Below are 19,485 nucleotides of genomic sequence, written 5' to 3'. Positions count from 1 at the left end.
CGTGATGGAAAACTGCGCCGAGATAAGAGGGCTGCGCGTATCTTTCAATGGAGAAACGGTGCTGCACGGCATCACCGCCGATATTCCGCGGCACGGCGTCACCGTCCTGCTCGGACGCTCGGGATCGGGCAAGACGACGCTGCTGCGCGCCCTGAACCGGCTGAATGAAAGCTTCGCCGGGTACGAGGGAGAGGGAGAGGTGCGGCTGGCGATAATGGGCGGCATGAGGCCGATCTATGGCAGCGGGGCACCGGATCTAACGCGGATACGGCGTTCCGTCGGCATGGTCTTCCAAAGCCCGAATCCGCTGCCGCTCTCTTTCAGAAAAAATATGACGCTGCCGCTTGAGCTGACGCTGAATCTCAAAAAAGACGAGGCCGAGCTGCGTATGGAAAAAAGCCTTCGCGACGTCGGCCTCTGGGATGAGGTGAAAGACCGCTTAAACCGGCACGCCGCAAGTTTTTCCGGCGGCCAGCAGCAGAGGATGTGCCTCGCGAGGACGCTTGCGCTCGAACCCGACATCCTTCTGCTTGACGAACCGACGGCCTCGCTCGACAGAAAATCGGCGGAGCTCATCGAGGAGCATCTTGACAGACTCAAAGACAGGATACCGGTGATCATGGTCTCGCACAGCCTAGCGCAGGCGAGGAAGCTCGGAGCCCGCTTCAAGATCCTGAGCGACGGGCGCATAATCAACGAGCTCGAAAGAGACGAGCTTCCGCGCGGAGAGGCGGCCGAAGCTTTTCTCGAAGAGCTGCTATAGCTGCTGCCGAAGCTTAAAAAGCCGGAAAGCCTCTCCTTTGCGGGAAGGCTTTCCGGCTTTTTTACCATGTCCATTTATGTTATAAAGCGCCGTTTTGCCCGGCGCTGTATTTTCCCCTATTTACCTTTCTCCGTCAGGCCGTTCAGCGCATTCACCAGAGGCAGTATCCGCGAGTCGGTCGCCGGCTCCGCGAGCGCCTGTTGAGCGGTCATCCGCTTTCCCCAGTAGGCGAGGTTGAGGTCCCTGTTCTGATTGATGACGGAGCCGCTGACAGAGATCCCCGCAAAGAGACCCTCCGTCATCGAATAACTATAGAGGGAGGCCTTGAGCGGCGCGTTCGTCGAGGCGCCAAACTGCCGGCCGACCGGGCCCGCGGCGACGGCTACGTCGGCGCCAAGCTTGAAGCTGTTGCCGCCGGTGAAGGCGTGCAGGCCGTTATCGTTATTTATCACCAGCACGAGCCCGATAGACTCGGCCCCCACCTGAAAGCCGACCGATGCTCCCGACACTCCCATAAAGGCCGGACCGCTCCAGCCGCCGTTTTCCGTGCGCAGCAGCACGATCCCCTGCCCCTCTTCGGCTCCGATGATAAAACCGGCTTTGGCAACGTCCGGGAATACCGCCACGCCCTTAGCCGAGCGGATGGTATCGGCCATCCCCGCGGCATCCGCCTGCAGCGCCATCTTATTTACAAGATCCGCCGCCATATCGATTCGCTTCATGTAGAGCGGCGTCTCCGCGGCATAGGCCTCGTTGACAAATATAACAGTGAACACCGCTATTATCATGAAACAAAAAATTCCTATAAGTTTTTTCATTTTTGTTTCCCCTTTCCTGCTTTATGACTATAGTTTTACCTCGGAAAGGGTGCGCGGATGAGGGCAAATTGCCTTAGCCGCGGGCGGCAATTTTGCCGTATTGGGGCGCCGGATCAACAGATCAAAACAGAGGATAAATTGGGATTTACGCGATTGGGAGTGAACGGTAAACAGCGATTTATATTTTTAAGCCTCCCTCGCCGAGGGAGGTGGGCCGGCGCGCGATTTTGCGCCGGGTCGGAAGGAGTGTTGCACTGCGCGGCGCATGTTTTCCGCGCCACACAGTGCCCGCGGCGCAAGCCGCGGAAGGCCAAAAACAAAACCAAGGTCAAGACTCCTCCACCCGCCTTCGGCGGGAGCCCCCTCTAAGAGGGAGCCTTTAAAGGCGCTAAATCGCTATTTATCTTTCCCCTCTCCCAAAGGAAATCAACGATAGCAGTTTTGCATAATAACAAAAAATCGGCGCGAAGAAGTGCCGTAGGCTAAATAAGCCGGTCTCTGAGTACCGGAGCCGTATTCTCCATACGGCGAGGACACTCAGGGGCCGGCTTATGACGCATACGGTGCTTATTCGCGCCGATTTTTATAAACGCCGATTTACAACGCGTCCGCCCGGAGTTACTTTGGCGCCTTCTTAACGAGATTGTTGAGCGCCTTGATCAGCGGCGCTACCCGTTTGTCCGTCGCGGGCTTCTTCAGCGCGTTCGCCGCGGAGATATCGCGTCCCCAATATGCCTTGCTCGCATCGCGGTTCTGGTTTATGACCGAGCCGTCGATGGAGATGCCGGCAAAGAGCCCCTTTGACATGGAGTAGCTGTAGATAGAGGCCTTCGCGCGTCCGTCCGTCGCGGCGGAGGCGTCGCGCCCCACCGGCCCGGCGGCGATCGCCACGTCCGCGCCGAGCTTAAAGCTGTTGCCGCCCGTGAAGGCGCGCAGCCCCTGTTCGTTGGTGATCACAAGCACCAGTCCTACCGACTGCACGCCGATCTGGAAACCGATCGAAGCTCCCGATATCCCCATAAAGGCCGGTCCGCTCCATCTGCCGTTGGACTGGCGGAGAAAGACGACGCCCTCGCCCGTCTGTCCGCCGATACCGAGCCCAGCCTTCGTCACCGCGGGGAAGATGGCGACGCCTTTGCCGGATTTTATGACGTCCGCAAGCGCGTCGGCGTCCTGCTCGTTGGCCATCTTATTGATAAGATCGGCCGAAAGCCGGATGCGCCTCATATGCGCCGTCTCGGCGAAGGCGGCCTGCGCCGCGCCGGCGACAAGAAGCGCAAGCAGCGCGAAGATCATGATTTTTCTGCTGAATTTCATCCCGTTTCCTCCTTATTTTGTGGTCTCTCCTTTATTATATTATTATTTTATGATAAATGCTCCATCAAAACCATTAAAAGCAATATAATTATGTATATGCAATTAATGAAGGCATGAACGGAGAGACGCTGAGAGGCGGCTCTTCCGGCCTCCGAACGGAATTCAACTCCGCGGCGGGTTTTAACGCGGCGCATGACGCGGGAGAAGCCGCAGCTTCCGCACAAGGAATCGCGGGAAAGGACGGTATATGTAATGGATAAAATTTTCGCACCCTGGCGCATGCAGTATATACTTTCAAACTCAGACAACAACGACCCGCAGGAGAAGGGCTGCATCTTCTGCAATTTTCCAAAGCTTGACGAGGACGAGAAACGCCTGATCGTCGAGCGCGGAAGATACTGTTTCGTGATAATGAACGCCTACCCCTATAATCCCGGGCACCTCATGGTCGTCCCCTACCGGCACACCGCGGACGTCACCTCCCTCTCGGCGGAGGAGTTCGGCGAGATGACGGCGTTGGTTCAGAAATCCGTCAAGGCGCTCACCGCCCTGATGCAGCCGCACGGCTTCAACATCGGGATGAACCTCGGCAAGGTGGCCGGAGCCGGCATCGACCAGCACCTGCACATGCACGTCGTGCCGCGCTGGAACGGCGATACGAATTTTATGCCGGTCATCGGCGAGGTCAGGGTCGTCTCGGAGTCGCTCGCCTCGGCATATTCCAGGCTGAAGGCGATATGGCCGACGATCGGTTAAGCATCTTCCGCGCGCCTCGCAAAGACTGCGACGCGGAATTCACCGAGAAGCGCTCGCGTTTCATCGGTTCCGTGAGGATCGCGCTGAACGCCGACGAGGCGGCGGAGATGATCAAAAAATTCCCCGAGCTCTACCCGAAGGCCAACCACCATTGCTGGGCCTACCGCATCGGCGGCGGCGCGGCGCTCGAACATTGCTCCGACGCGGGCGAACCAGCCGGCACCGCGGGACGCCCGATCCTGGGGGCGATCAAACGCCACGAGCTTACCAATACGCTCATCGTCGTCACACGCTACTTCGGGGGGATAAAGCTGGGCGTGCGGGGATTGATAGACGCCTACAAGGCTGCCGCCGAGCTCGCCATCGAGCGGGCGGGGGCCGTGGAGATGGAATTCAGCAACGCGCTTCTGCTGCGGTGCGGCTACGACTACTCAAAGACGCTCTCCTCCACATTGCGCAAGTGGGGATTCTCCGAAGAGCGCGTCAATGTCGAATACGGAGCCGAGGTCGTCATGCGGCTCGAGGTGCCGTTTTCGATGAGAGCCGAGATAGAGGCTCCGCTTTCGGAGATGGCGCAGCGGTCGTTTCTTACGGAGTTGAGATGGGATGAGGTTCCGCTGGTGCGCGAGCGCTGGCGCTGATTTTAACTTTTAATGAAGGGGGCGGAGGAAGAATGCGGCGGAAAATTTTTATCTTATTGGCGGCGGCGCTGATCTCTGCGTTCATGGCGGCGGGAACGCTCTATGCCGCGGAATGCTCGGGAGGAGGCGCGCCGCTGGAGATAGTCAATAAAAGCGGGCGCGAGATAACGGGGCTCTTCCTATCTCAAACCGGCAGGGAAAGCTGGTCTCCGAACAGGCTCAGCGGACCGCTCGCAGCCGGAGCTTCCGCCTCCTGCGACATCGGCAGAGACGGGATACTCGGACTCAGCGACCTCAAGCTGACCCTGAAAGAGGGCGGGGAAATAATCTGGCGGCGGCTGCCGATACTCGAAATATTCTCCATTACCGCCGACGACAAACTTGAACCGCGGTACGAAAGGATAAAACTGGGCTCCTGATAAGCTCCGGCATCTCCCGCGGCGCGGGAGGCGGGAAGAGAGACAAGGGCGGCAGGGCGGCGGACGTAATCCGCTCCCTGCCGCTTTTCACCGGCCCGCGCCCGGCCGGGCGCTTAATTGGAACTGCCGGCCGCGTTGCTCAATATCCCTCCAAGAATCAGGCCGCCGATGACGCCGAGCACGATCTTGCCAGTGTTATCGTCGTCGTCCCTGTCCCTGTGACGATAGGGACCGTAATAGGGCTGCGGATGCGCCTGCCAGCCCGGCCCGCGGTAGTTCGGAAGCTGCGGTCCTGGGCCGACAGGGGGCCGCATGGGCCCGTGGCCCATGTTGGGACGCGGGGGCACCGGCCTTACCGCGCCCGGCCCCATCGGCGGCCCGCCAGGCCTCATCGCTCCGGGACCGGGCGGCATCGGACGCATCAGAGGGCCAGGGCCTCCCGGCCGCGGCCCGCCGTTTCCCCGCATTGCCGGCATAGAGCCGTTGATCCTTACCGGCCCCGGCCCCATCGGCATCTTCTGGCCCGGAGGCGGCCCCGGCGGAGCGGCGAAGGCTCCGCCGGCGGCAAAGAGCAGCAGCGTCAGCGCCGCCGCGGATCTGTTTAGAAATCTCATTTTTACACCTCCTCACCTTTCTGAAATCGCTGTCGTCTATGATTGGCCACAGCAAAAATAATGCGAAACGACTTTTGCGGCAATCGGGCTTTTACTTATAACATCTATCTTGAACTTGCGGCGAGGCTGCCTATGACAGCTCCGATGACGGCGCCGACGGCAAGGGCTTTGGCAGTGTCGCCGGAGCCGCCGTCGTGGCGGCGCGGAGCCGGCGCGGGAGCAAAAGCGATATGAGGCGCCGGCTTTGGCTGCGGAGCGCGGTAGAAACGCTGCGCCGCCTGTCCCGGGTTATTCGGCTGCATCCAGGGGCCCCGGGGGGCGGCGAGGGCGCTCCCGGCCGAAACGACCGTCACGGTCAATGCGATCACTGTGATTTTCTTAATCTTATTGAAAAAAACCTTCATCATCAGCACCATCCTCTGCTTTGATCTCGATAAACAGAGTATAGGCCGCCGATGTGAAGGTTTTATGGACTATATTTAGCGTTTATGTGTTGAAAATATGTGGATTTTGTGGGACGCTATTCGCCCTGATGTATCTCCTCGTAGTAGGTCCCCATCAGCTTTTTCCAGTCGACGTTGTCGTCGAGAAGGTTGGGACATGTGCTGTCGGGATAAAACCACTTGCGCCCGAGCCCCATCAGTATCTGCCACCAGTCATGCACGTCGGGGGTAAGTATCTCGCCCTCGGGCCCGATGCGGCGCAGCTCGCGATATACGAGCGCCACCATCTGGCTCTCGTCCATCGTCGCCGTCGTCTTCGCGTAAAACTCTATCATATAAAAATAAGAGCAGGAGCCGAGCTGATAGATCAGCTCCGTCCATTTTGGCGAGATCCTCGTCGTCTTCGCGAGCGTCATCTGCTTCTTGCTTCCCGCGCTCTTGTGATTGACGACGAAGAGTATTTTGTCTGGATCTATGTGGTGCAGCTCGTCATATTTCTTTATGAGGGCCTCGGCTATCGGCCTTATCTTGCTTGAACATATCTCATAATCAAATTCTGCGTCTGTCTTGACGGACATTTTTTATTCCTCCGTTTAATGGCGTGGCTGTTTCTTCTTCACGAAACCCTTATATTATATCATTCGGCAAGGTTTTTTACCCGCGCCGCCAAAGCAAACGCCGATTTATCCACACTATCCACACTATAAATGTGTATTATTAGTTTGATTTTTATTGACCTATATCACCCGCCCGCAAAAGACTTTTAGGCGAAAACAAAAAAGAAGCCCTTCCTTATAAAGGAAAGAGCTTCCGGTATTTTTGACTGATAACGTTTTTAAGAGAGCGGGCTGATCGATTACTGCGGCTTTTTCAGGCTGTTTCCGCGGCGGACGAAGGTCGGGTTTTCGTAGGCTTCGTATGCGGAGGGCCTTGTGTAGTTCGTCGGCCTCCGGCCGTCGGCGGCCTTGACCTCCGCCGGTTCTTCCTCAAGCAGCCAGGCGGGGACATGGGCATCCCGCTCAATCGGCCGGCGCCGTTCATACCGCGGCTCCGGCGCCGTTTCGGCCGTCTCTTTGGCCGGCGCGGCGGCTTCGGCCTCTTCATAAATCACGGCGACGCTCTTCGTCAGCGCCGGTTCAGGAGCGGCCGCGGGCTTTTCTTCTTTCGCCGCCTGCGGGATAACGTCCAGCGCCGGCGATTCGTCGAAGCCGGCGGCGACCACCGTTATCTCGACATCATTTTCTATCAGCGGATCGGAGACGCAGCCCCAGATAAAGTTGGAGTCGTCGGAGATGACATCTTCCACAAGCTCCGCGGCGCGGCTTATTTCGTAGAGAGGCAGTTCGCCCCTGTAAGTGATGTTCATCAGCACGCCCTTCGCTCCGCACATCGAACATTCCATCAGCGGGCTTTCAAGCGCGTTTTTCACGGCCTTTATGACACAATCCTCGCCGCTTGCGGAGCCGATCCCCATCACGGAGCGTCCCGCGCCCTTCATGACCGTCTTAAGGTCGGCAAAGTCTACGTTCACAAGTCCGGGGCGCGTGACAAGGTCGGTAACGCCCTGCACCGCCTGGCGGAGTATCTCGTCGGCAAGGGAAAATGATTCCGTGATCGGCGTCGCCCGATGGGAGATGTCGAGCAGCCTGTCGTTTGGCACGACGATAAGCGCGTCGACCTCGGGGAACAGTCTCTCGATCCCCTCTTCCGCATAGCGGCGGCGGCGCTTCCCCTCAAACGAGAAGGGTTTTGTCACGACCGCCACCGTGAGGATGCCCATTTCTTTCGCGGCGCGCGCGATTATAGGGATGGCGCCCGTTCCCGTGCCGCCTCCCATTCCCGCCGCCAGGTAGACCATATCGGTACCTTTAAGGTATGCCCGGATATCGTTTAACGACTCAAGCGCGGCGCGCGCACCGATCTCCGGTATCGCCCCCGCGCCCAGCCCTTTCGTGACCTGTTCTCCAAGGATTATCTTTGAATCGCAGAGCGACATTTCAAGCGAACGGATGTCGGTGTTCACGGCGAGCATATCAACGCCCTCAATGCCGCGGGATATGATGTGGTTGAGGGCATTTCCGCCGCCGCCGCCCACGGCTATGACCTTTATCGCTTTTTTAAAGACCGCTTGGGATTTCGGTTCCGCTTCATATGACATATCAGTTTCCGATCTATCGGCGCTTCCGGGAAGTACAAGGCCTTCCTCTTCCCGGTAATATAAATTTTCCGCCGGCATGCTCAAAACACCCACCTCTTTCTCTATCTGGTTGATGTATAATATTCTCCGCATCTTATTATAACATCGAGAGGAATTTTATTATATGAGACCTCATGAAGAATCGGTAAATTTTTTCGGCGGCGACAATATGCCGTTTATAATATTTTTTGTGCTATTCGCCTTTCTCGCCTGGGATATAACGGCTCCAATATCGACGCCGATCCTCTGGGCGGCGGTGCTCTCTTTCATATCGATGCCGATATACCGCCTGATCAGCCGGCGGCTGATGCGGAACCGCTTTCCGAGCGTCGCTTCCGGCGTTACGCTGGCGCTGCTTCTGCTGATCTGTATCGTCCCCGTCCTATACGCGCTCTCGACGTTAGGAAGCGAGGCGGCCGGCATGGGGGCCAAATTCTCGCAGCTTCTCGCGAAGATACAGCATCAGGCTTACAGCGGCAGGGATTTTGACTTCCCCGCGTGGCTGCCCTTATGGGCCGCGGATTATCTGACCTCCTTCCTGGAAAATTCCGATGCCGTAAAAACCGCCCTCCAGTTCTTCGCCCAATGGTCCGCGAAATTCCTCAGTTCTCTCTCCGCCCATATTATCGAACAGGGTTCGAGCTTTATTCTCAACGCGATGATAGCTACGATGATCTCTTTTTTCTTCATCCGCGACGGCGAAAAGATCGTCAATTACGTGAAGAGCGTGGTCCCGCTTTCGCCTGAGGAGAACGAGGCCTTCTTCTTCCGCACCGGCAGCATTTTGAACTCCATCGTCTACGGCATCATCCTCACCGTCGCGCTGCAGGCCCTCGTCGGCGGCGTCGGCTGGTGGTTCGTCGGCCTCGGCAGCCCGGCGCTTTTCGGGATGCTGATGTTCTTTTTCGGCATGTTTCCCGCTGGCACGGCTGTCGTTTGGGTCCCAGGCTCCATATACCTGGCCCTGACGGGAGACATTAAAAACGCGGCGATCCTCTTTGTCTGGGGCCTCCTGGTCGTGGGCACGATCGACAACCTACTGCGCCCGTTCCTTATCAGCGGCGGCCGCAGCGGCCGCGGCGAGATACCGACCCTGCTGATAATAATGGGGCTCTTCGGCGGGGTCATGGTCTGGGGATTCCTGGGGATCTTCGTCGGCCCGCTCATCCTCGTACTTTTCGTATCGGTGTGCGACCTCTATCGGAAACGCTGGCTCAGGAGGCAGGAAAGATAATGATGTTCGGAGAATATCTTACGCTCGGAGCGACCGCGGCCTCTCTCGCGATGGACGCCTTTTCTGTCTCGATCTGCATCGGCCTCTGCCATGAACGGCTGCGGCTGCGCGAGGCCCTCATTCTCGGCGCGGCCTTCGGCTTTTTTCAGTTCTTTATGCCGCTGCTCGGCGGCGAGATCGCCGAACATTTGAGCGGCTTCTTCGATATCTGGACGCCGTGGATCGCCGCCGCGCTCATAATATGGGTGGCGGTCAATATGATAAAGGAGGCGCGGGACTGCGAAAACGGCGGCAAAAGCTGTATGTCGGTGACATTTAAAAGCGTCGCCGTGCTTGCGCTGGCGACGTCGCTCGACGCCCTCGCGGTGGGCTTTTCGATAGAGAGCACCGGCGGTTCGGCGCTGACCCTCGCCGTGCTTGCGGGGATCATCACCCTTTCCCTTTCGATCTTCGGCGCGCTCGTCGGCAAACGCCTCGGGAGCACCTTCGGCAAAAAGGCCGAATACCTGGGAGGCGGCGTCCTCCTCGCGATCGCCGCGAAGATAATCTTCGACGCGTTGTAAGAAATCCTGTCCCGCCTGCTTTTTTATTCACAGGCGCATTATGTTATATGTATGTATCAGAGGCGCGCATCGCCGATCGCCGGTGCGCGCCTCTGATTTTTTACACCTCTATAAGCTCATATCCGCGCGTGCCGATGCCGAGCTTTTCGGCGTGTTCGAGCATAACCCGCCATTTAGTGTCGGGGTGCATCGCGTGGAAGTGGTCGGCGTCGGCGCCGTTTTCGTGAAGTTTGTCCGTCAGATAGGTGCCGGATATCGCGGGAGCCTTGTTCACGGCGTCGGCGCAGGCCTGGTCGAGCGCCACCGGGTCGAAGGAGGCGAAGAAGCCGATGTCGGGCGTGACGGCGGCGTCGTTTTCCGCGTGGCAGTCGCAGAAGGGCGAGACGTCGATGACGAGGCAGATATGAAAGTTAGGTTTGCCCTGGATGACGGCCTTCGCGTATTCGGCCATTTTTTTGTTGAGGACGTCGTTAGAGCCCTCCCAGTCGGGCTGCACGGCGTCGAAGGGACAGGCGGCGATGCAGCGGCCGCAGCCGACGCATTTGCCGTGGTCGTTGTGCGCCTTGCCGGCTTTGATCGAGATAGCCTTGTGCGCGCAGTTTCTCGCGCAGCGGCCGCAGCCGATGCACCTTTCCTCGTCGATGTCGGGTTTGCCGTCGCTGTGCATCTCCATCTTGCCGGCGCGCGACCCCGAACCCATGCCGAGATTTTTGATCGCGCCGCCGAAACCGGTCAGTTCGTGCCCCTTGAAGTGGGATAGCGAGATGACGATATCGGCGTCGGCGATGGCGCGGCCGATCTTCGCCTCTTTGACATATTCGCCGCCCTCTACCGGGATCAAGGCCTCGTCGGTCCCCTTGAGGCCGTCGGCGATGATCACCTGGCAGCCGGTGCAGAACGGGTTGTAGCCGTTCTCGTAGGCGGCGTCGAGATGCTCGAGCGCGTCCTTGCGGCGGCCGACGTAGAGCGTGTTGCTGTCTGTAAGGAAGGGCTTACCGCCAAGCTCTTTGACGAGGTCCGCCACCACCTTTGAGAAGTTCGGGCGCAGATAGGCGATGTTTCCCGGCTCCCCGAGATGTATTTTTATCGCCGCGAACTGCTTTTTGAAATCGATCTCTTCGATGCCGGCGCTCTTTATCAGCTTCGCGAGCTTCTGAAGCAGATTAAGTTCCGGCGTCGCCCTCATATTCGTGAAATATACCTTTGAACGCATTACTCTCTCCCCCTGATAGAAAAAATGAGCGGACCGCACCAGATCACAGGCAGATATCTTTGCTCTCTGCCTGATTTTTTCTTTAAAAACCCGCTGATAATTTTATCACGCGGAGGGCCTTTTGAAATTAAAGGAGAGCCGCGCGAAGACGAAAACTGCCGGCAGCCGGTCTTTCATCTATACGGAGATACTGTCGCCGCCGGCCTGTCTTATTTTTTAGCGGCCGCAATTTTCTCTTCGCAGCTTTTCCGTATTCTGCCGCGCAGCTCCGCGTCTATAATAGTCACTAAAAGTCAATAATAATTAACTCTTTTACCTTCAAAAAATGAATAGACATCTGCCGTCAAGGTAATATAATTTCCTTTGAGAGAAACAAAAATGTAATGTAAAAGGAGACTCTAAGATGATATTAAAAAACCAGGAAGAGGGCATAAAGAGAGAAAAACTGGGAGGCAGCGGAAAGGGACACGCTTTGGCCTTCCCGATAACTATCCCGGACCAGGACGGCGCCTTTATAATGACGACCCGCCTTGAACTGGAGCCGGGAGCGTCCGTAGGCTATCATCTGCACGCCGACAACGAAGAGGTATACTTCGTCATGGGCGGCGAGGGCCTATATACCGAAGAGAACGAAAGCCGGCAGGTAAAGGCGGGAGACATCATGCTCTGCCGCATGGGGCGCTCGCACGGCATAGAGAACACCGGAAAAGAGACGCTTGTGCTCGGAGCCGCGATCGCAAAGCGCGCATAACGGATAAAGCGATATAAAAAATCCCGCCGCTGGAATACAAAACAGCGGCGGGGTTTTTTTATAAACGCGAGGCGTCCGCTTCAGCCTCCCGTGAAAATTTATCGGAACTTTGGATAATTTTCAGCTTGCCTGAGACGGCAAAATAAAGTAAAGCGCGCCATCTGTACACCGACTTATCTACAGAGTTATGCACAAAATGTGTACATATATGTGGGCAAGCCCGTATTTTTGCACTGTCAGGGGACTAAAGGCGTACCTTTTTTGCCGGATGATGTGGATAAGTTGAAGATAATGGTGGATTAACATGTTGATAACGTGCGGGCCCCGTAATTCTTTATCTTTGTGAAAAGCCCTTTTTATATTTTTTATAAAAGACTTGGCCGCGGCATCCCAAACGGAATGCCGCGGCCCATGACCGGGCTCTAAAAATCAGAGGCTACGCCTCGACTTCGATCTTCTTCGCGCTCTCCCAAAGGCCGTGGATATTGCAGTAGCTGACGGCGATGAACGTCCCGGACTTTGTCAGCTTGACTTTTACGCAGCTGGCCGGATCGGCCGCTGCGCAGCCCGGCATGTCTGGATTCATCGTGTCGCTGTGGGCGCTGTAGTCAAACTTCGCGACTTCGATGACGGGGGTGGCGTCGTCGGGCTTAAAATAGAGCTGGATCCAGCGGATGTGATGGAGCGGGGTGTTCGGGTGCTTGATCTCCTGTCCCACCATTACCTTTACGAGCGCCTCTTCTCCCAATTTTACCTTCTCGGGGGCCTCTATCGTCGGCACATGTTTCTCAGCTTTAAAATCTCCGTCTCTCATTACTTCTCCGATTTTCATTTCTATTCCTCCATTATTAGATTTTTATATTGTTTTTTAATTACCCACACTAATTCTATCATAAACTATCCCTTTTGTGTATATAAGAGTAAAAATACATATCTTTATTATTATTTTCCGTCTGATTACAGGTATAAAAATGTATTTATCGTTAACCTGACGATCTCCGCGAAAGTTTTTCCAGTGAAAGCTTGACGCGCGCCATTCTCAGCGCAAGTTCCCCGGAGAGGCCGGATTCCTCAAAATCCCGCTTCTCCGCCTCGACGTCCTCCTCGGAGAGGACGACGGGGGCGCGCCTTTTGTACGACGGCAGGGGCGGCTGGGCCTGCGAATGCCGTATTACCGGCCCGACGCGAAAGTCCACTTTGATCTTTTTGCACCCGAAGAACGCCGCCAGCCGCTTTTCAACCTGTGCGCGGCGGAACCGCACCGCCGACAGGATGCTCTGCTCCGAGACGTTGACTGTGAGCGTCATCACCTCGCCCGCGAATTCACAGACGGCGAGCTGGCTCTTTTGCGCCAGAGGCGAGCCGGCGATCTCTTCCCAGCGCTCTTCCAGCTCGGCGAGTTTGACGGAGAGCGAGAGCTGCGCCCATCTTTCGGAGTCGGCCGCGGGCCGTCCCCCGCTCTTTGTCACCTCTCTGAATATATCGCCGGCGGCTCTGGCTCCGTCAACCTTTTTCATTCTGTTTCCTGCGCCCGTTCTCTATCGCGACCCACAAAAGCTGTATATCGGTCGGCGGCACTCCGGGGATGCGCGAGGCCTGGCCAAGCGTCGCCGGTCTGATTTTTTCAAGTTTTCCGCATCCTTCGGCGGAGAGGCCGCGGATCTCGCCGAAATCGATATAGGCCGGTATTTTAAGCTGTTCCATGCGCCGGAATTTTTCGACCTGCCTCTGCTGGCGGCTGATATAGCCCTCATATTTGAGCTCGTTCGCGATCTTTTCACCGTATTCAGGATCGAGTTCCGAGCCGGTAAGGGCGGCGATGAAGGCCCAGCTTACCTCCGGACGCCGCAGAAGGTTTTTCGCCGATATCCCTTCGTCAAGCGGCGAGGAGGATATCGCGGCCAGTTTTTCGTTGACCTCGGCGGTGGGAGGGATCTTCAATCCTTCAAGACGTATCTCTTCGGCCTCTCCGGCCTCGGCCATCGCGCGGAAGCGTCCGTATTTTTCGTCTGAAAGGAGCCCGACGCGGCGACCGGCCCCGCAGAGGCGGGCGGCGGCGTTGTCGTGGCGCAGCAGGAGCCTGTATTCACAGCGGCTGGTGAGCATCCTGTATGGTTCGCCCGTCCCCTTCGTCACGAGGTCGTCTATCAGTACGCCGATGTATGCCTCGTCGCGCCGCAGCACGAAGGGCTCCTCCCCCTTTACGCGCAGCGCGGCGTTGACGCCGGCGATCAGCCCCTGCGCCGCCGCCTCTTCGTATCCCGAGGTGCCGTTTATCTGTCCCGCGAGGAACAGGTTTTTCACCGGCTTCGTCTCCAGCCAGGGGTTCAGCTGCGTGGGAATGACGAAATCATACTCTATGGCGTAGCCGGGACGCAGGATATGGGCGTGTTCGCATCCCTTGATCGTCTTTATGCTTTCAAACTGCGCCTCAAGGCACATCGAGGTGGAAAAATTCTGGACATAGACCTCACGGCCCTCGGAGGATATCGGTTCGAGAAAGATGGGATGGGTATCCTTTTCGGGGAACTTCATTATCTTGTCGTCGATGGAGGGGCAATATCTGGGCCCTTCCGTATCCAGCCTGCCCATATAGAGGGGGGATTCGGAAAAATATTTTTTGATTATTCTGTGAGTTTCCGCGTTGGTACGCGTAAGCCCGCATATCATCTCGTCATACACCCGCTTCGGCCCAAAATGGGAGAAGGCCTGCGGCTCCGCGATGCTGCGCTGACAGTCGAGGGAATCCCAGTCTATCGTGTCGAAATGCAGCCTCGGCGTCGTGTCGGTACGCAGGCGCCCGATCTCGAGGCCGCTTTTGCGCAGGCTCCGCGCGAATTCCGTCGAGGCTACCATCCCCAGCGGGCCCGATTTATGGCAGGTCATGCCGATATGTATCTTTGAATCGAGGTATGTGCCGGTGGCGAGTATCACGCAGTCAGCGTAAAATATCTGTCCCGTCTTTATTTTGACGCCGCGCGCCTCGCCGCGCTCGATGACGAGCTCCGCGGCCTGCGCCTGGTGCAGCTCAAGGTTCTTTTCCGACAGCAGCGCCGCGCGGTAATGATCGCTGTAGCGCCTCGGGCTGCACTGCGCGCGCAGGGTGCGCACAGCCGCCCCTTTAGAGGTGTTCAGCCAGCGCAGATGCCGCGTGGCGTCGTCCGCCGCCGCCGCGCATTCGCCGCCGAGGGCGTCTATTTCCCTCACCATATGTCCTTTGGCCGGTCCGCCGATGGAGGGGTTGCAGGGCATCATCGCGATGCTGTCGAGGTACAGGCATATGAGCAGCGTGCGCGCGCCCATCCTCGCCGCGGCCAGCGCCGCCTCGCATCCGGCGTGTCCCGCGCCGATGGTTATTACGTCATATCTGTCGTTTATCCGCATCTTTCGCCTTTCGTAAAATATAAAAAAATTCCGTAGTTTTATCGGTTTTCGCGGCTTTCCGTTATCCGTCCTCCGGAAACTTTGTGAATGAGGCCGGGAAAATTCTCGCAGAAGGGTTCGGCGGTAGCCGCGAACACCTGAGTCCCGCGCGAGAGCAGCGCCTCGAAGAGAAGCGAACGTCCGGAAGAGTCAAGTTCCGCCGTGACTTCGTCGAGCAAAAGCACCGGATCGCGGCCGATCTTTCTCTTTACGCCGTCGGCCGCGGCGAGCATCAGCGCTATCGCCGTACGGCGCCTGAGGCCGCGGCTCAACGCCTCGGAGGCCGGCCTGTCGCCGGCAGTGATCATGATATCGTCTCGGTGCGGCCCGACGACGGGAAATCTTACCGCCGCCTCGCGGCCCCTGTTCGCGATGACCGCCTTCGTGTAGTCGTCCTCGCAGTCGTCGTCAAAACCGGCTCCGCCCCTCTTCAGCGAGAGCGTGATCCTGGCCGGCGTTAATTCGCTCATCCCCTCGAGGCACGACGAGAGCAGTTTTACCCCCTCTTCGCGCATACGCCATATCCAGGAGGCTAACGGCAGAAGCGCCCGGTCGGCGATCATCGCCGGCATGCCGCGCTTGAGAAAGAAGGCCTTCTGGCGGACGCCGCGCCGGTATTCGGCGAGCCTCATCGCGTAAGAGGGGAGTATCAGGGCCAGCAGCATATCGAGCAGCCTTCTGCGAAATACCGACGATCCCTCCACGATCGACATGTCGTCGGGAAGGAAGGTCAGCACGGGGATGTTCCAGCGCAGATCGGCGGCGGTAACGGCCTTGTCGTCGAGCCGCAGCATGTAGCGGCGCGAAATTTTAACGCGGATTATCCCGCCGGATTCAAGCTCTCCCGTCAGCTGCACATCAGACGAGCCGCTCCCCCAGGTCGGCATGGAGAGGGCCTTCGTGCCGCGTTCAAGCGGCCCCCACCCGGATATTATGTTGATCCCCTCGAGGATGTTCGTCTTGCCGGCGCCGTTTTCCCCCGTCAGTAAATTCAGCCCCGGGGACCATCTCATCTCCCGGGGCTCAAGGTTTTTAAAATTATTGAATCGAACCCGGCTAAATCCCATCCGTCCCGTTTTGCTCCATATCAAACATCCTGAGTTCTTCCTCAGAGAGGTTGATCGGCGCGATGAGACATAAGAAATCGTCGCTGTCGCCGCGTTTTACCGCCATATGTCCGGCCTGGCCGTTGAAAGAAAGCTTTACCTCCGGGTCCCTCATGACCTTGAGGGCCTCGAGGAAGAACTTAGAATTGACGGCGATCCTCAGCTTTTCGCCCTCGGCCTCGGCGCCTATCTCCTCTTTGGCCTGCCCGAAATCAGGGGCCTTGGCGAGCAGCACGATCTCCGCGCCGGGGATGATGTCGAGGACCACCATGCGGTTAAAATCCCGCACGATGACGTCGACGCGCTCAAGGGCCGATATAAGGGAGCCCCTGTCGGTAACGACGTTGAGAGTGCTGTTTTTCGGCAGTATCTTCTCATACGGCGGGAACTTCGACTCCACGCGGCGGACGGTGAATTCGAGCGTATCGGTCTTGAAATAAAACTGCGCGCTGTCATACAGTACCTTTACCTCCGTCTCCGGATTCAGCGAGCCGAGAATCCTCTGCAACTCCTTTACACCCTTCATCGGCAGCAGCGCGGCCGCGTCTTCGACGCCGTCGGCCGCCAGCGCGGAAGAAATAGCGAGCCTTCTCGTGTCGGTGGAGATGATGCTCAGCCTGTTCTGCGATATCTGCAGATTTGCCGAAGAGAGATAGAGCGGAAACTCCTCGCCGGTCGAGGCCGCGAGAGTCCCCTCGTCGATCACCTTAGCGAGGTCCGCCGCCGACAGCCTGCAGAAGACGCCGGCGTTGTCCGAGGAGGGCAGCGCGGGAAATTCACGCACGGGGTAGCTTGAGAAGTTATATTTACTCCTGCCGGCTCTCAGCGTGACCCTTCCCTCGTTCACCTCGACGGTAAATTCCTCTCCCGGCGCTTTCTTAAAGAGGTCGCTGACCATCTTGATGGGAAACACGGCCTCTCCCGGTTCATTTACGGTAACACCGGACGCAAAGCAGATTATCGACGTCTTTATGTCGGTTGCCTGCAGCAGTACCGACTCAAAGCCGGCCTTGACGAGGATTGACGAGAGAATGCTTACCGACCCGGAGGCGGACGTGCTTCTTTCGGCGAGACCCCAGCTTGCAAGGAACTGCTTTTTGTTGATTGTAAGCTTCATAGACGAGCCCTCCTATTAATACACCTTATTTATAAATAAAATCGTATTCGTCGTCGTAGGGGCTGTGGAAATGTGGAAAAGTACTTTATGCCCCGCCGTGACGCAATTTTTCAATGTGCAAAAGCTTTTTGTTAATTCACAAACTTATTCACATTATCCACAATTTTTGTGTGGAAAATTCGTAATCTAAAACTGCCCACAAATCAGCACACCATTTTTGCGCAAAAAATCATAACTTATTCACAATGTTATCCACAAAAGAGCGTATCCTGAGGTCGGTCTTTATCAGTTCGGCGATCTTCCTGCAGGCATGGATGACGACGGTATGATCCTTCTTGTTAAAGGCGTAGGCGATCTGGATCAGCGCCTCGTTTGTCTTGTTGCGCGCCACATACATCGCCGCCTGGCGCGCGAGGGCAAGGTCTGCCGTCCTCTTCTTGGAGAGCAGCTCTTCGACGGAGAAGCCGAAGGCCTCCGCCGTCATCTGCTGTATCAGGCCGATGCTCACCGTTCCGACCGGGTGCTCCTTGATCAGGTCCTTCAGCCAGACGCTGGCGTTCTCTATGTTTATTGGCTCGTGGTTGAGGTCCGAACAGGCGACGATCCTGTTCAGCGAGCCCTCGAGTTCGCGTATGTTGCTCGGTATGTTTTGCGCGATGAACATAATGACATCCTCCGGGATGTTCATGTACTTCTTCATCTCGGCCTTTTTCTGCAGTATGGCGACGCGCGTCTCAAGATCAGGCGGCTGTATGTCGGTGACGAGCCCCCATTCAAAGCGCGACACAAGTCTGTCGGCGATCCCCTCTATGTCCTTGGGGGGCCGGTCGGCGCTTATTATTATCTGTTTTTTCGCGTCGTGCAGAGTATTGAACGTCCAGAAAAACTCTTCCTGCGTCTGCTCTTTGCCGGCGATGAACTGCACGTCGTCTATCATCAGCACATCCAGCTCGCGGTAACGCGCGCGAAACTCCTGATTGGTGTTGTTTCTTATCGCGGTGATCAGGTCGTTGGTGAATTTTTCGGCACTGACATAAAGTATTTTTGTGTTATTGTTTGTTGCCTCAATATGATGTCCTATGGCGTGCATGAGGTGGGTCTTGCCGAGGCCCACCTTTCCCCAGATGAAAAAGGGGTTGTACGTGTTTCCGGGAGATTCAGCGACGGCAAGGCTGGCGGCATGGGGAAGCCGGTTTGACTTTCCGACGACGAATGTCGAGAAGACATAATTCGGATTAAGTCCGTTGCGCCCGGATGCTGGCTTTGGCGGCTGGGCTTTGGGCTGGGGTTCCTGGACCCTCGTATCCTCCGGCTGGTCGGAAGATACCCTGAGCCTTACATCCGTGCCGAAGCTGGTCTCTATGAGGAGTTCCCTCATTCTTGCGAGGTATCTCGAGTTTATCTGATCCATCGCAAACTGGGTGGCGACGTCCAGCGTCAGCACGCCGTCGTCAAGCGAGAGCGGCATGCATGTCTGGAGATATATCTCCGCCGTCTTGTCCTCAGTACCAAGCTTTTCCATGCAGTACTTGTAGTACTCTTTCCAAATAATGTCTAGATCCATTCGGTTCACTCCAACAGAAGATGAAATAGAGATTCTTCCAACTAGAGATTTTATCATGAATCAGCTAAAGACCAAAAAATAAATTTATACGATTTCTTTCGGGCGTGGAAGTGATGTTTTTTTCAGCCAGGCATAAAAATTTTTTTAAGTCAAGGGGGCGGGTCGTTTTTTTTAAAGAAATCCACAAAAGTTATTCACATATACACATCCGAAGACACAAAAATGTTGACAACGATAAAAAACCGGTAACAGAGCCAGCTCTCGCTGAAAAAAATAAAAACCCCAAAGTTTGATAATATTTGATGATACTCTTTTTTTACAATAAAACGGGATATAAAAAAATATATGTGCTCCGGTGTGGATAGTGTGGATAAAACATAAAATATTTGTAACAATACATCGGAGAATATAAAAGTATAGTTTTATATGAATGTAACAGGAATGCAATAAACAGCGATTAAGCGATAAAGGGCGAGGAAAAACAGAAAATTATCCACATGATGTGAATAATCCTTGTGTGTAATTTAGTGAGATTCAGAAAACTAA

Annotated in this window: 20 protein-coding genes; 7 read left to right on the top strand and 13 right to left on the bottom strand. The window is 56.3% G+C overall.

The window, feature by feature from the left end; genetic code table 11:
- Positions 1 to 4 precede the first annotated feature (4 nt).
- A complete protein-coding gene (locus CLOEV_RS00100) occupies positions 5 to 763 on the top strand; it encodes a phosphate ABC transporter ATP-binding protein (protein ID WP_034444907.1) in 759 nt (252 codons plus the stop codon).
- A gap of 116 nt (positions 764 to 879) precedes the next feature.
- Here the strand turns inward: CLOEV_RS00100 and CLOEV_RS00095 are convergent, their stop codons facing one another.
- Positions 880 to 1,581, bottom strand: a complete 702-nt coding sequence (locus tag CLOEV_RS00095; protein ID WP_245591089.1) for a lipid-binding SYLF domain-containing protein — start codon at positions 1,579 to 1,581, stop codon at positions 880 to 882.
- 618 nt (positions 1,582 to 2,199) lie between these two features.
- The gene (locus tag CLOEV_RS00090; protein WP_034441205.1) at positions 2,200 to 2,898 is read right to left on the bottom strand and encodes a lipid-binding SYLF domain-containing protein; all 699 of its coding nucleotides are present in this window, start codon (positions 2,896 to 2,898) and stop codon (positions 2,200 to 2,202) included.
- A 252-nt stretch (positions 2,899 to 3,150) separates the two neighbouring features.
- Here CLOEV_RS00090 and CLOEV_RS00085 point away from each other — a divergent pair, with 252 nt between their 5' ends.
- The 3 genes from CLOEV_RS00085 to CLOEV_RS00075 are packed head-to-tail and all read left to right on the top strand — an operon-like array spanning position 3,151 to position 4,714.
- A complete protein-coding gene (locus CLOEV_RS00085; RefSeq protein WP_034444901.1) occupies positions 3,151 to 3,654 on the top strand; it encodes an HIT family protein in 504 nt (167 codons plus the stop codon).
- Positions 3,636 to 4,295: an IMPACT family protein gene (locus CLOEV_RS15550; RefSeq protein ID WP_008708517.1), complete on the top strand. Its 660-nt coding sequence runs from the start codon at positions 3,636 to 3,638 to the stop codon at positions 4,293 to 4,295. Before CLOEV_RS00085 ends, CLOEV_RS15550 begins: the two co-directional genes overlap by 19 nt.
- 32 nt (positions 4,296 to 4,327) lie before the next feature.
- Positions 4,328 to 4,714: a hypothetical protein gene (locus CLOEV_RS00075; protein WP_034441203.1), complete on the top strand. Its 387-nt coding sequence runs from the start codon at positions 4,328 to 4,330 to the stop codon at positions 4,712 to 4,714.
- Positions 4,715 to 4,827: 113 nt separating this feature from the next.
- Here CLOEV_RS00075 and CLOEV_RS00070 read toward each other — a convergent pair whose 3' ends face one another.
- From CLOEV_RS00070 to ftsZ, 4 genes are all read right to left on the bottom strand, one after another.
- Positions 4,828 to 5,328, bottom strand: a complete 501-nt coding sequence (locus tag CLOEV_RS00070) for a hypothetical protein (protein WP_051484734.1) — start codon at positions 5,326 to 5,328, stop codon at positions 4,828 to 4,830.
- Positions 5,329 to 5,432: 104 nt separating this feature from the next.
- On the bottom strand, positions 5,433 to 5,735 hold the full coding sequence (locus tag CLOEV_RS00065) for a hypothetical protein (protein ID WP_156938335.1): 303 nt from the start codon (positions 5,733 to 5,735) through the stop codon (positions 5,433 to 5,435).
- Between the two features lie 113 nt (positions 5,736 to 5,848).
- Positions 5,849 to 6,349: a putative metallopeptidase gene (locus CLOEV_RS00060; RefSeq protein WP_008708512.1), complete on the bottom strand. Its 501-nt coding sequence runs from the start codon at positions 6,347 to 6,349 to the stop codon at positions 5,849 to 5,851.
- A 278-nt stretch (positions 6,350 to 6,627) separates the two neighbouring features.
- Positions 6,628 to 8,007 carry a cell division protein FtsZ gene (gene ftsZ, locus CLOEV_RS00055; RefSeq protein ID WP_034444894.1) on the bottom strand — a complete coding sequence of 460 codons (1,380 nt, stop codon included), beginning with the start codon at positions 8,005 to 8,007 and terminating at the stop codon, positions 6,628 to 6,630.
- Between the two features lie 85 nt (positions 8,008 to 8,092).
- On the opposite strand from ftsZ, the gene CLOEV_RS15545 reads away from it, so the two are divergent.
- Both CLOEV_RS15545 and CLOEV_RS00045 read left to right on the top strand, forming a co-directional pair.
- On the top strand, positions 8,093 to 9,202 hold the full coding sequence (locus CLOEV_RS15545; protein ID WP_051484731.1) for an AI-2E family transporter: 1,110 nt from the start codon (positions 8,093 to 8,095) through the stop codon (positions 9,200 to 9,202).
- On the top strand, positions 9,202 to 9,765 hold the full coding sequence (locus tag CLOEV_RS00045; RefSeq protein ID WP_008708506.1) for a manganese efflux pump MntP: 564 nt from the start codon (positions 9,202 to 9,204) through the stop codon (positions 9,763 to 9,765). The genes CLOEV_RS15545 and CLOEV_RS00045 overlap by 1 nt, the downstream gene beginning before the upstream one ends.
- 100 nt (positions 9,766 to 9,865) lie before the next feature.
- Here the strand turns inward: CLOEV_RS00045 and CLOEV_RS00040 are convergent, their stop codons facing one another.
- The gene (locus tag CLOEV_RS00040; RefSeq protein WP_008708504.1) at positions 9,866 to 10,978 is read right to left on the bottom strand and encodes a DUF362 domain-containing protein; all 1,113 of its coding nucleotides are present in this window, start codon (positions 10,976 to 10,978) and stop codon (positions 9,866 to 9,868) included.
- 403 nt (positions 10,979 to 11,381) lie between these two features.
- Between CLOEV_RS00040 and CLOEV_RS00035 the strand changes: the two genes are divergently transcribed.
- Complete coding sequence (locus CLOEV_RS00035; RefSeq protein ID WP_034441199.1) at positions 11,382 to 11,729, top strand: cupin domain-containing protein; 348 nt, start codon at positions 11,382 to 11,384, stop codon at positions 11,727 to 11,729.
- Between the two features lie 436 nt (positions 11,730 to 12,165).
- On the opposite strand, the gene CLOEV_RS00030 is transcribed toward CLOEV_RS00035, so the two are convergent.
- The 6 genes from CLOEV_RS00030 to dnaA form a co-directional block, all read right to left on the bottom strand.
- On the bottom strand, positions 12,166 to 12,561 hold the full coding sequence (locus CLOEV_RS00030) for a class II SORL domain-containing protein (protein WP_008708502.1): 396 nt from the start codon (positions 12,559 to 12,561) through the stop codon (positions 12,166 to 12,168).
- A 151-nt stretch (positions 12,562 to 12,712) separates the two neighbouring features.
- Positions 12,713 to 13,246 (bottom strand): DciA family protein, encoded by a 534-nt coding sequence (locus CLOEV_RS00025; protein WP_008708501.1) that lies wholly within the window; start codon positions 13,244 to 13,246, stop codon positions 12,713 to 12,715.
- Positions 13,233 to 15,113, bottom strand: coding sequence for a tRNA uridine-5-carboxymethylaminomethyl(34) synthesis enzyme MnmG (gene mnmG / locus CLOEV_RS00020; RefSeq protein ID WP_034441196.1), 1,881 nt, complete (start codon positions 15,111 to 15,113; stop codon positions 13,233 to 13,235). Before mnmG ends, CLOEV_RS00025 begins: the two co-directional genes overlap by 14 nt.
- 38 nt (positions 15,114 to 15,151) lie before the next feature.
- Positions 15,152 to 16,219: a DNA replication/repair protein RecF gene (gene recF / locus CLOEV_RS00015; RefSeq protein WP_034441194.1), complete on the bottom strand. Its 1,068-nt coding sequence runs from the start codon at positions 16,217 to 16,219 to the stop codon at positions 15,152 to 15,154.
- On the bottom strand, positions 16,209 to 17,375 hold the full coding sequence (gene dnaN / locus CLOEV_RS00010) for a DNA polymerase III subunit beta (protein WP_008708498.1): 1,167 nt from the start codon (positions 17,373 to 17,375) through the stop codon (positions 16,209 to 16,211). Before dnaN ends, recF begins: the two co-directional genes overlap by 11 nt.
- 229 nt (positions 17,376 to 17,604) lie before the next feature.
- Positions 17,605 to 18,939, bottom strand: coding sequence for a chromosomal replication initiator protein DnaA (dnaA, locus tag CLOEV_RS00005; RefSeq protein WP_034441191.1), 1,335 nt, complete (start codon positions 18,937 to 18,939; stop codon positions 17,605 to 17,607).
- Positions 18,940 to 19,485: the final 546 nt, after the last annotated feature.

It is taken from the genome of Cloacibacillus evryensis DSM 19522 (assembly GCF_000585335.1).
Lineage (GTDB): Bacteria > Synergistota > Synergistia > Synergistales > Synergistaceae > Cloacibacillus > Cloacibacillus evryensis.
This window is presented reverse-complemented; position numbering and strand designations above follow the sequence as displayed.

Coding starts and splice junctions, on each gene's coding strand:
- CLOEV_RS00100 (WP_034444907.1), top strand. CDS start 5: ATGGAAAACTGCGCCGAGATAAGAGGGCTGCGCGTATCTTTCAATGGA.
- CLOEV_RS00095 (WP_245591089.1), bottom strand. CDS start 1,581: ATGAAAAAACTTATAGGAATTTTTTGTTTCATGATAATAGCGGTGTTC.
- CLOEV_RS00090 (WP_034441205.1), bottom strand. CDS start 2,898: ATGAAATTCAGCAGAAAAATCATGATCTTCGCGCTGCTTGCGCTTCTT.
- CLOEV_RS00085 (WP_034444901.1), top strand. CDS start 3,151: ATGGATAAAATTTTCGCACCCTGGCGCATGCAGTATATACTTTCAAAC.
- CLOEV_RS15550 (WP_008708517.1), top strand. CDS start 3,636: ATGGCCGACGATCGGTTAAGCATCTTCCGCGCGCCTCGCAAAGACTGC.
- CLOEV_RS00075 (WP_034441203.1), top strand. CDS start 4,328: ATGCGGCGGAAAATTTTTATCTTATTGGCGGCGGCGCTGATCTCTGCG.
- CLOEV_RS00070 (WP_051484734.1), bottom strand. CDS start 5,328: ATGAGATTTCTAAACAGATCCGCGGCGGCGCTGACGCTGCTGCTCTTT.
- CLOEV_RS00065 (WP_156938335.1), bottom strand. CDS start 5,735: ATGATGAAGGTTTTTTTCAATAAGATTAAGAAAATCACAGTGATCGCA.
- CLOEV_RS00060 (WP_008708512.1), bottom strand. CDS start 6,349: ATGTCCGTCAAGACAGACGCAGAATTTGATTATGAGATATGTTCAAGC.
- ftsZ (WP_034444894.1), bottom strand. CDS start 8,007: ATGCCGGCGGAAAATTTATATTACCGGGAAGAGGAAGGCCTTGTACTT.
- CLOEV_RS15545 (WP_051484731.1), top strand. CDS start 8,093: ATGAGACCTCATGAAGAATCGGTAAATTTTTTCGGCGGCGACAATATG.
- CLOEV_RS00045 (WP_008708506.1), top strand. CDS start 9,202: ATGATGTTCGGAGAATATCTTACGCTCGGAGCGACCGCGGCCTCTCTC.
- CLOEV_RS00040 (WP_008708504.1), bottom strand. CDS start 10,978: ATGCGTTCAAAGGTATATTTCACGAATATGAGGGCGACGCCGGAACTT.
- CLOEV_RS00035 (WP_034441199.1), top strand. CDS start 11,382: ATGATATTAAAAAACCAGGAAGAGGGCATAAAGAGAGAAAAACTGGGA.
- CLOEV_RS00030 (WP_008708502.1), bottom strand. CDS start 12,561: ATGAAAATCGGAGAAGTAATGAGAGACGGAGATTTTAAAGCTGAGAAA.
- CLOEV_RS00025 (WP_008708501.1), bottom strand. CDS start 13,246: ATGAAAAAGGTTGACGGAGCCAGAGCCGCCGGCGATATATTCAGAGAG.
- mnmG (WP_034441196.1), bottom strand. CDS start 15,113: ATGCGGATAAACGACAGATATGACGTAATAACCATCGGCGCGGGACAC.
- recF (WP_034441194.1), bottom strand. CDS start 16,219: ATGGGATTTAGCCGGGTTCGATTCAATAATTTTAAAAACCTTGAGCCC.
- dnaN (WP_008708498.1), bottom strand. CDS start 17,375: ATGAAGCTTACAATCAACAAAAAGCAGTTCCTTGCAAGCTGGGGTCTC.
- dnaA (WP_034441191.1), bottom strand. CDS start 18,939: ATGGATCTAGACATTATTTGGAAAGAGTACTACAAGTACTGCATGGAA.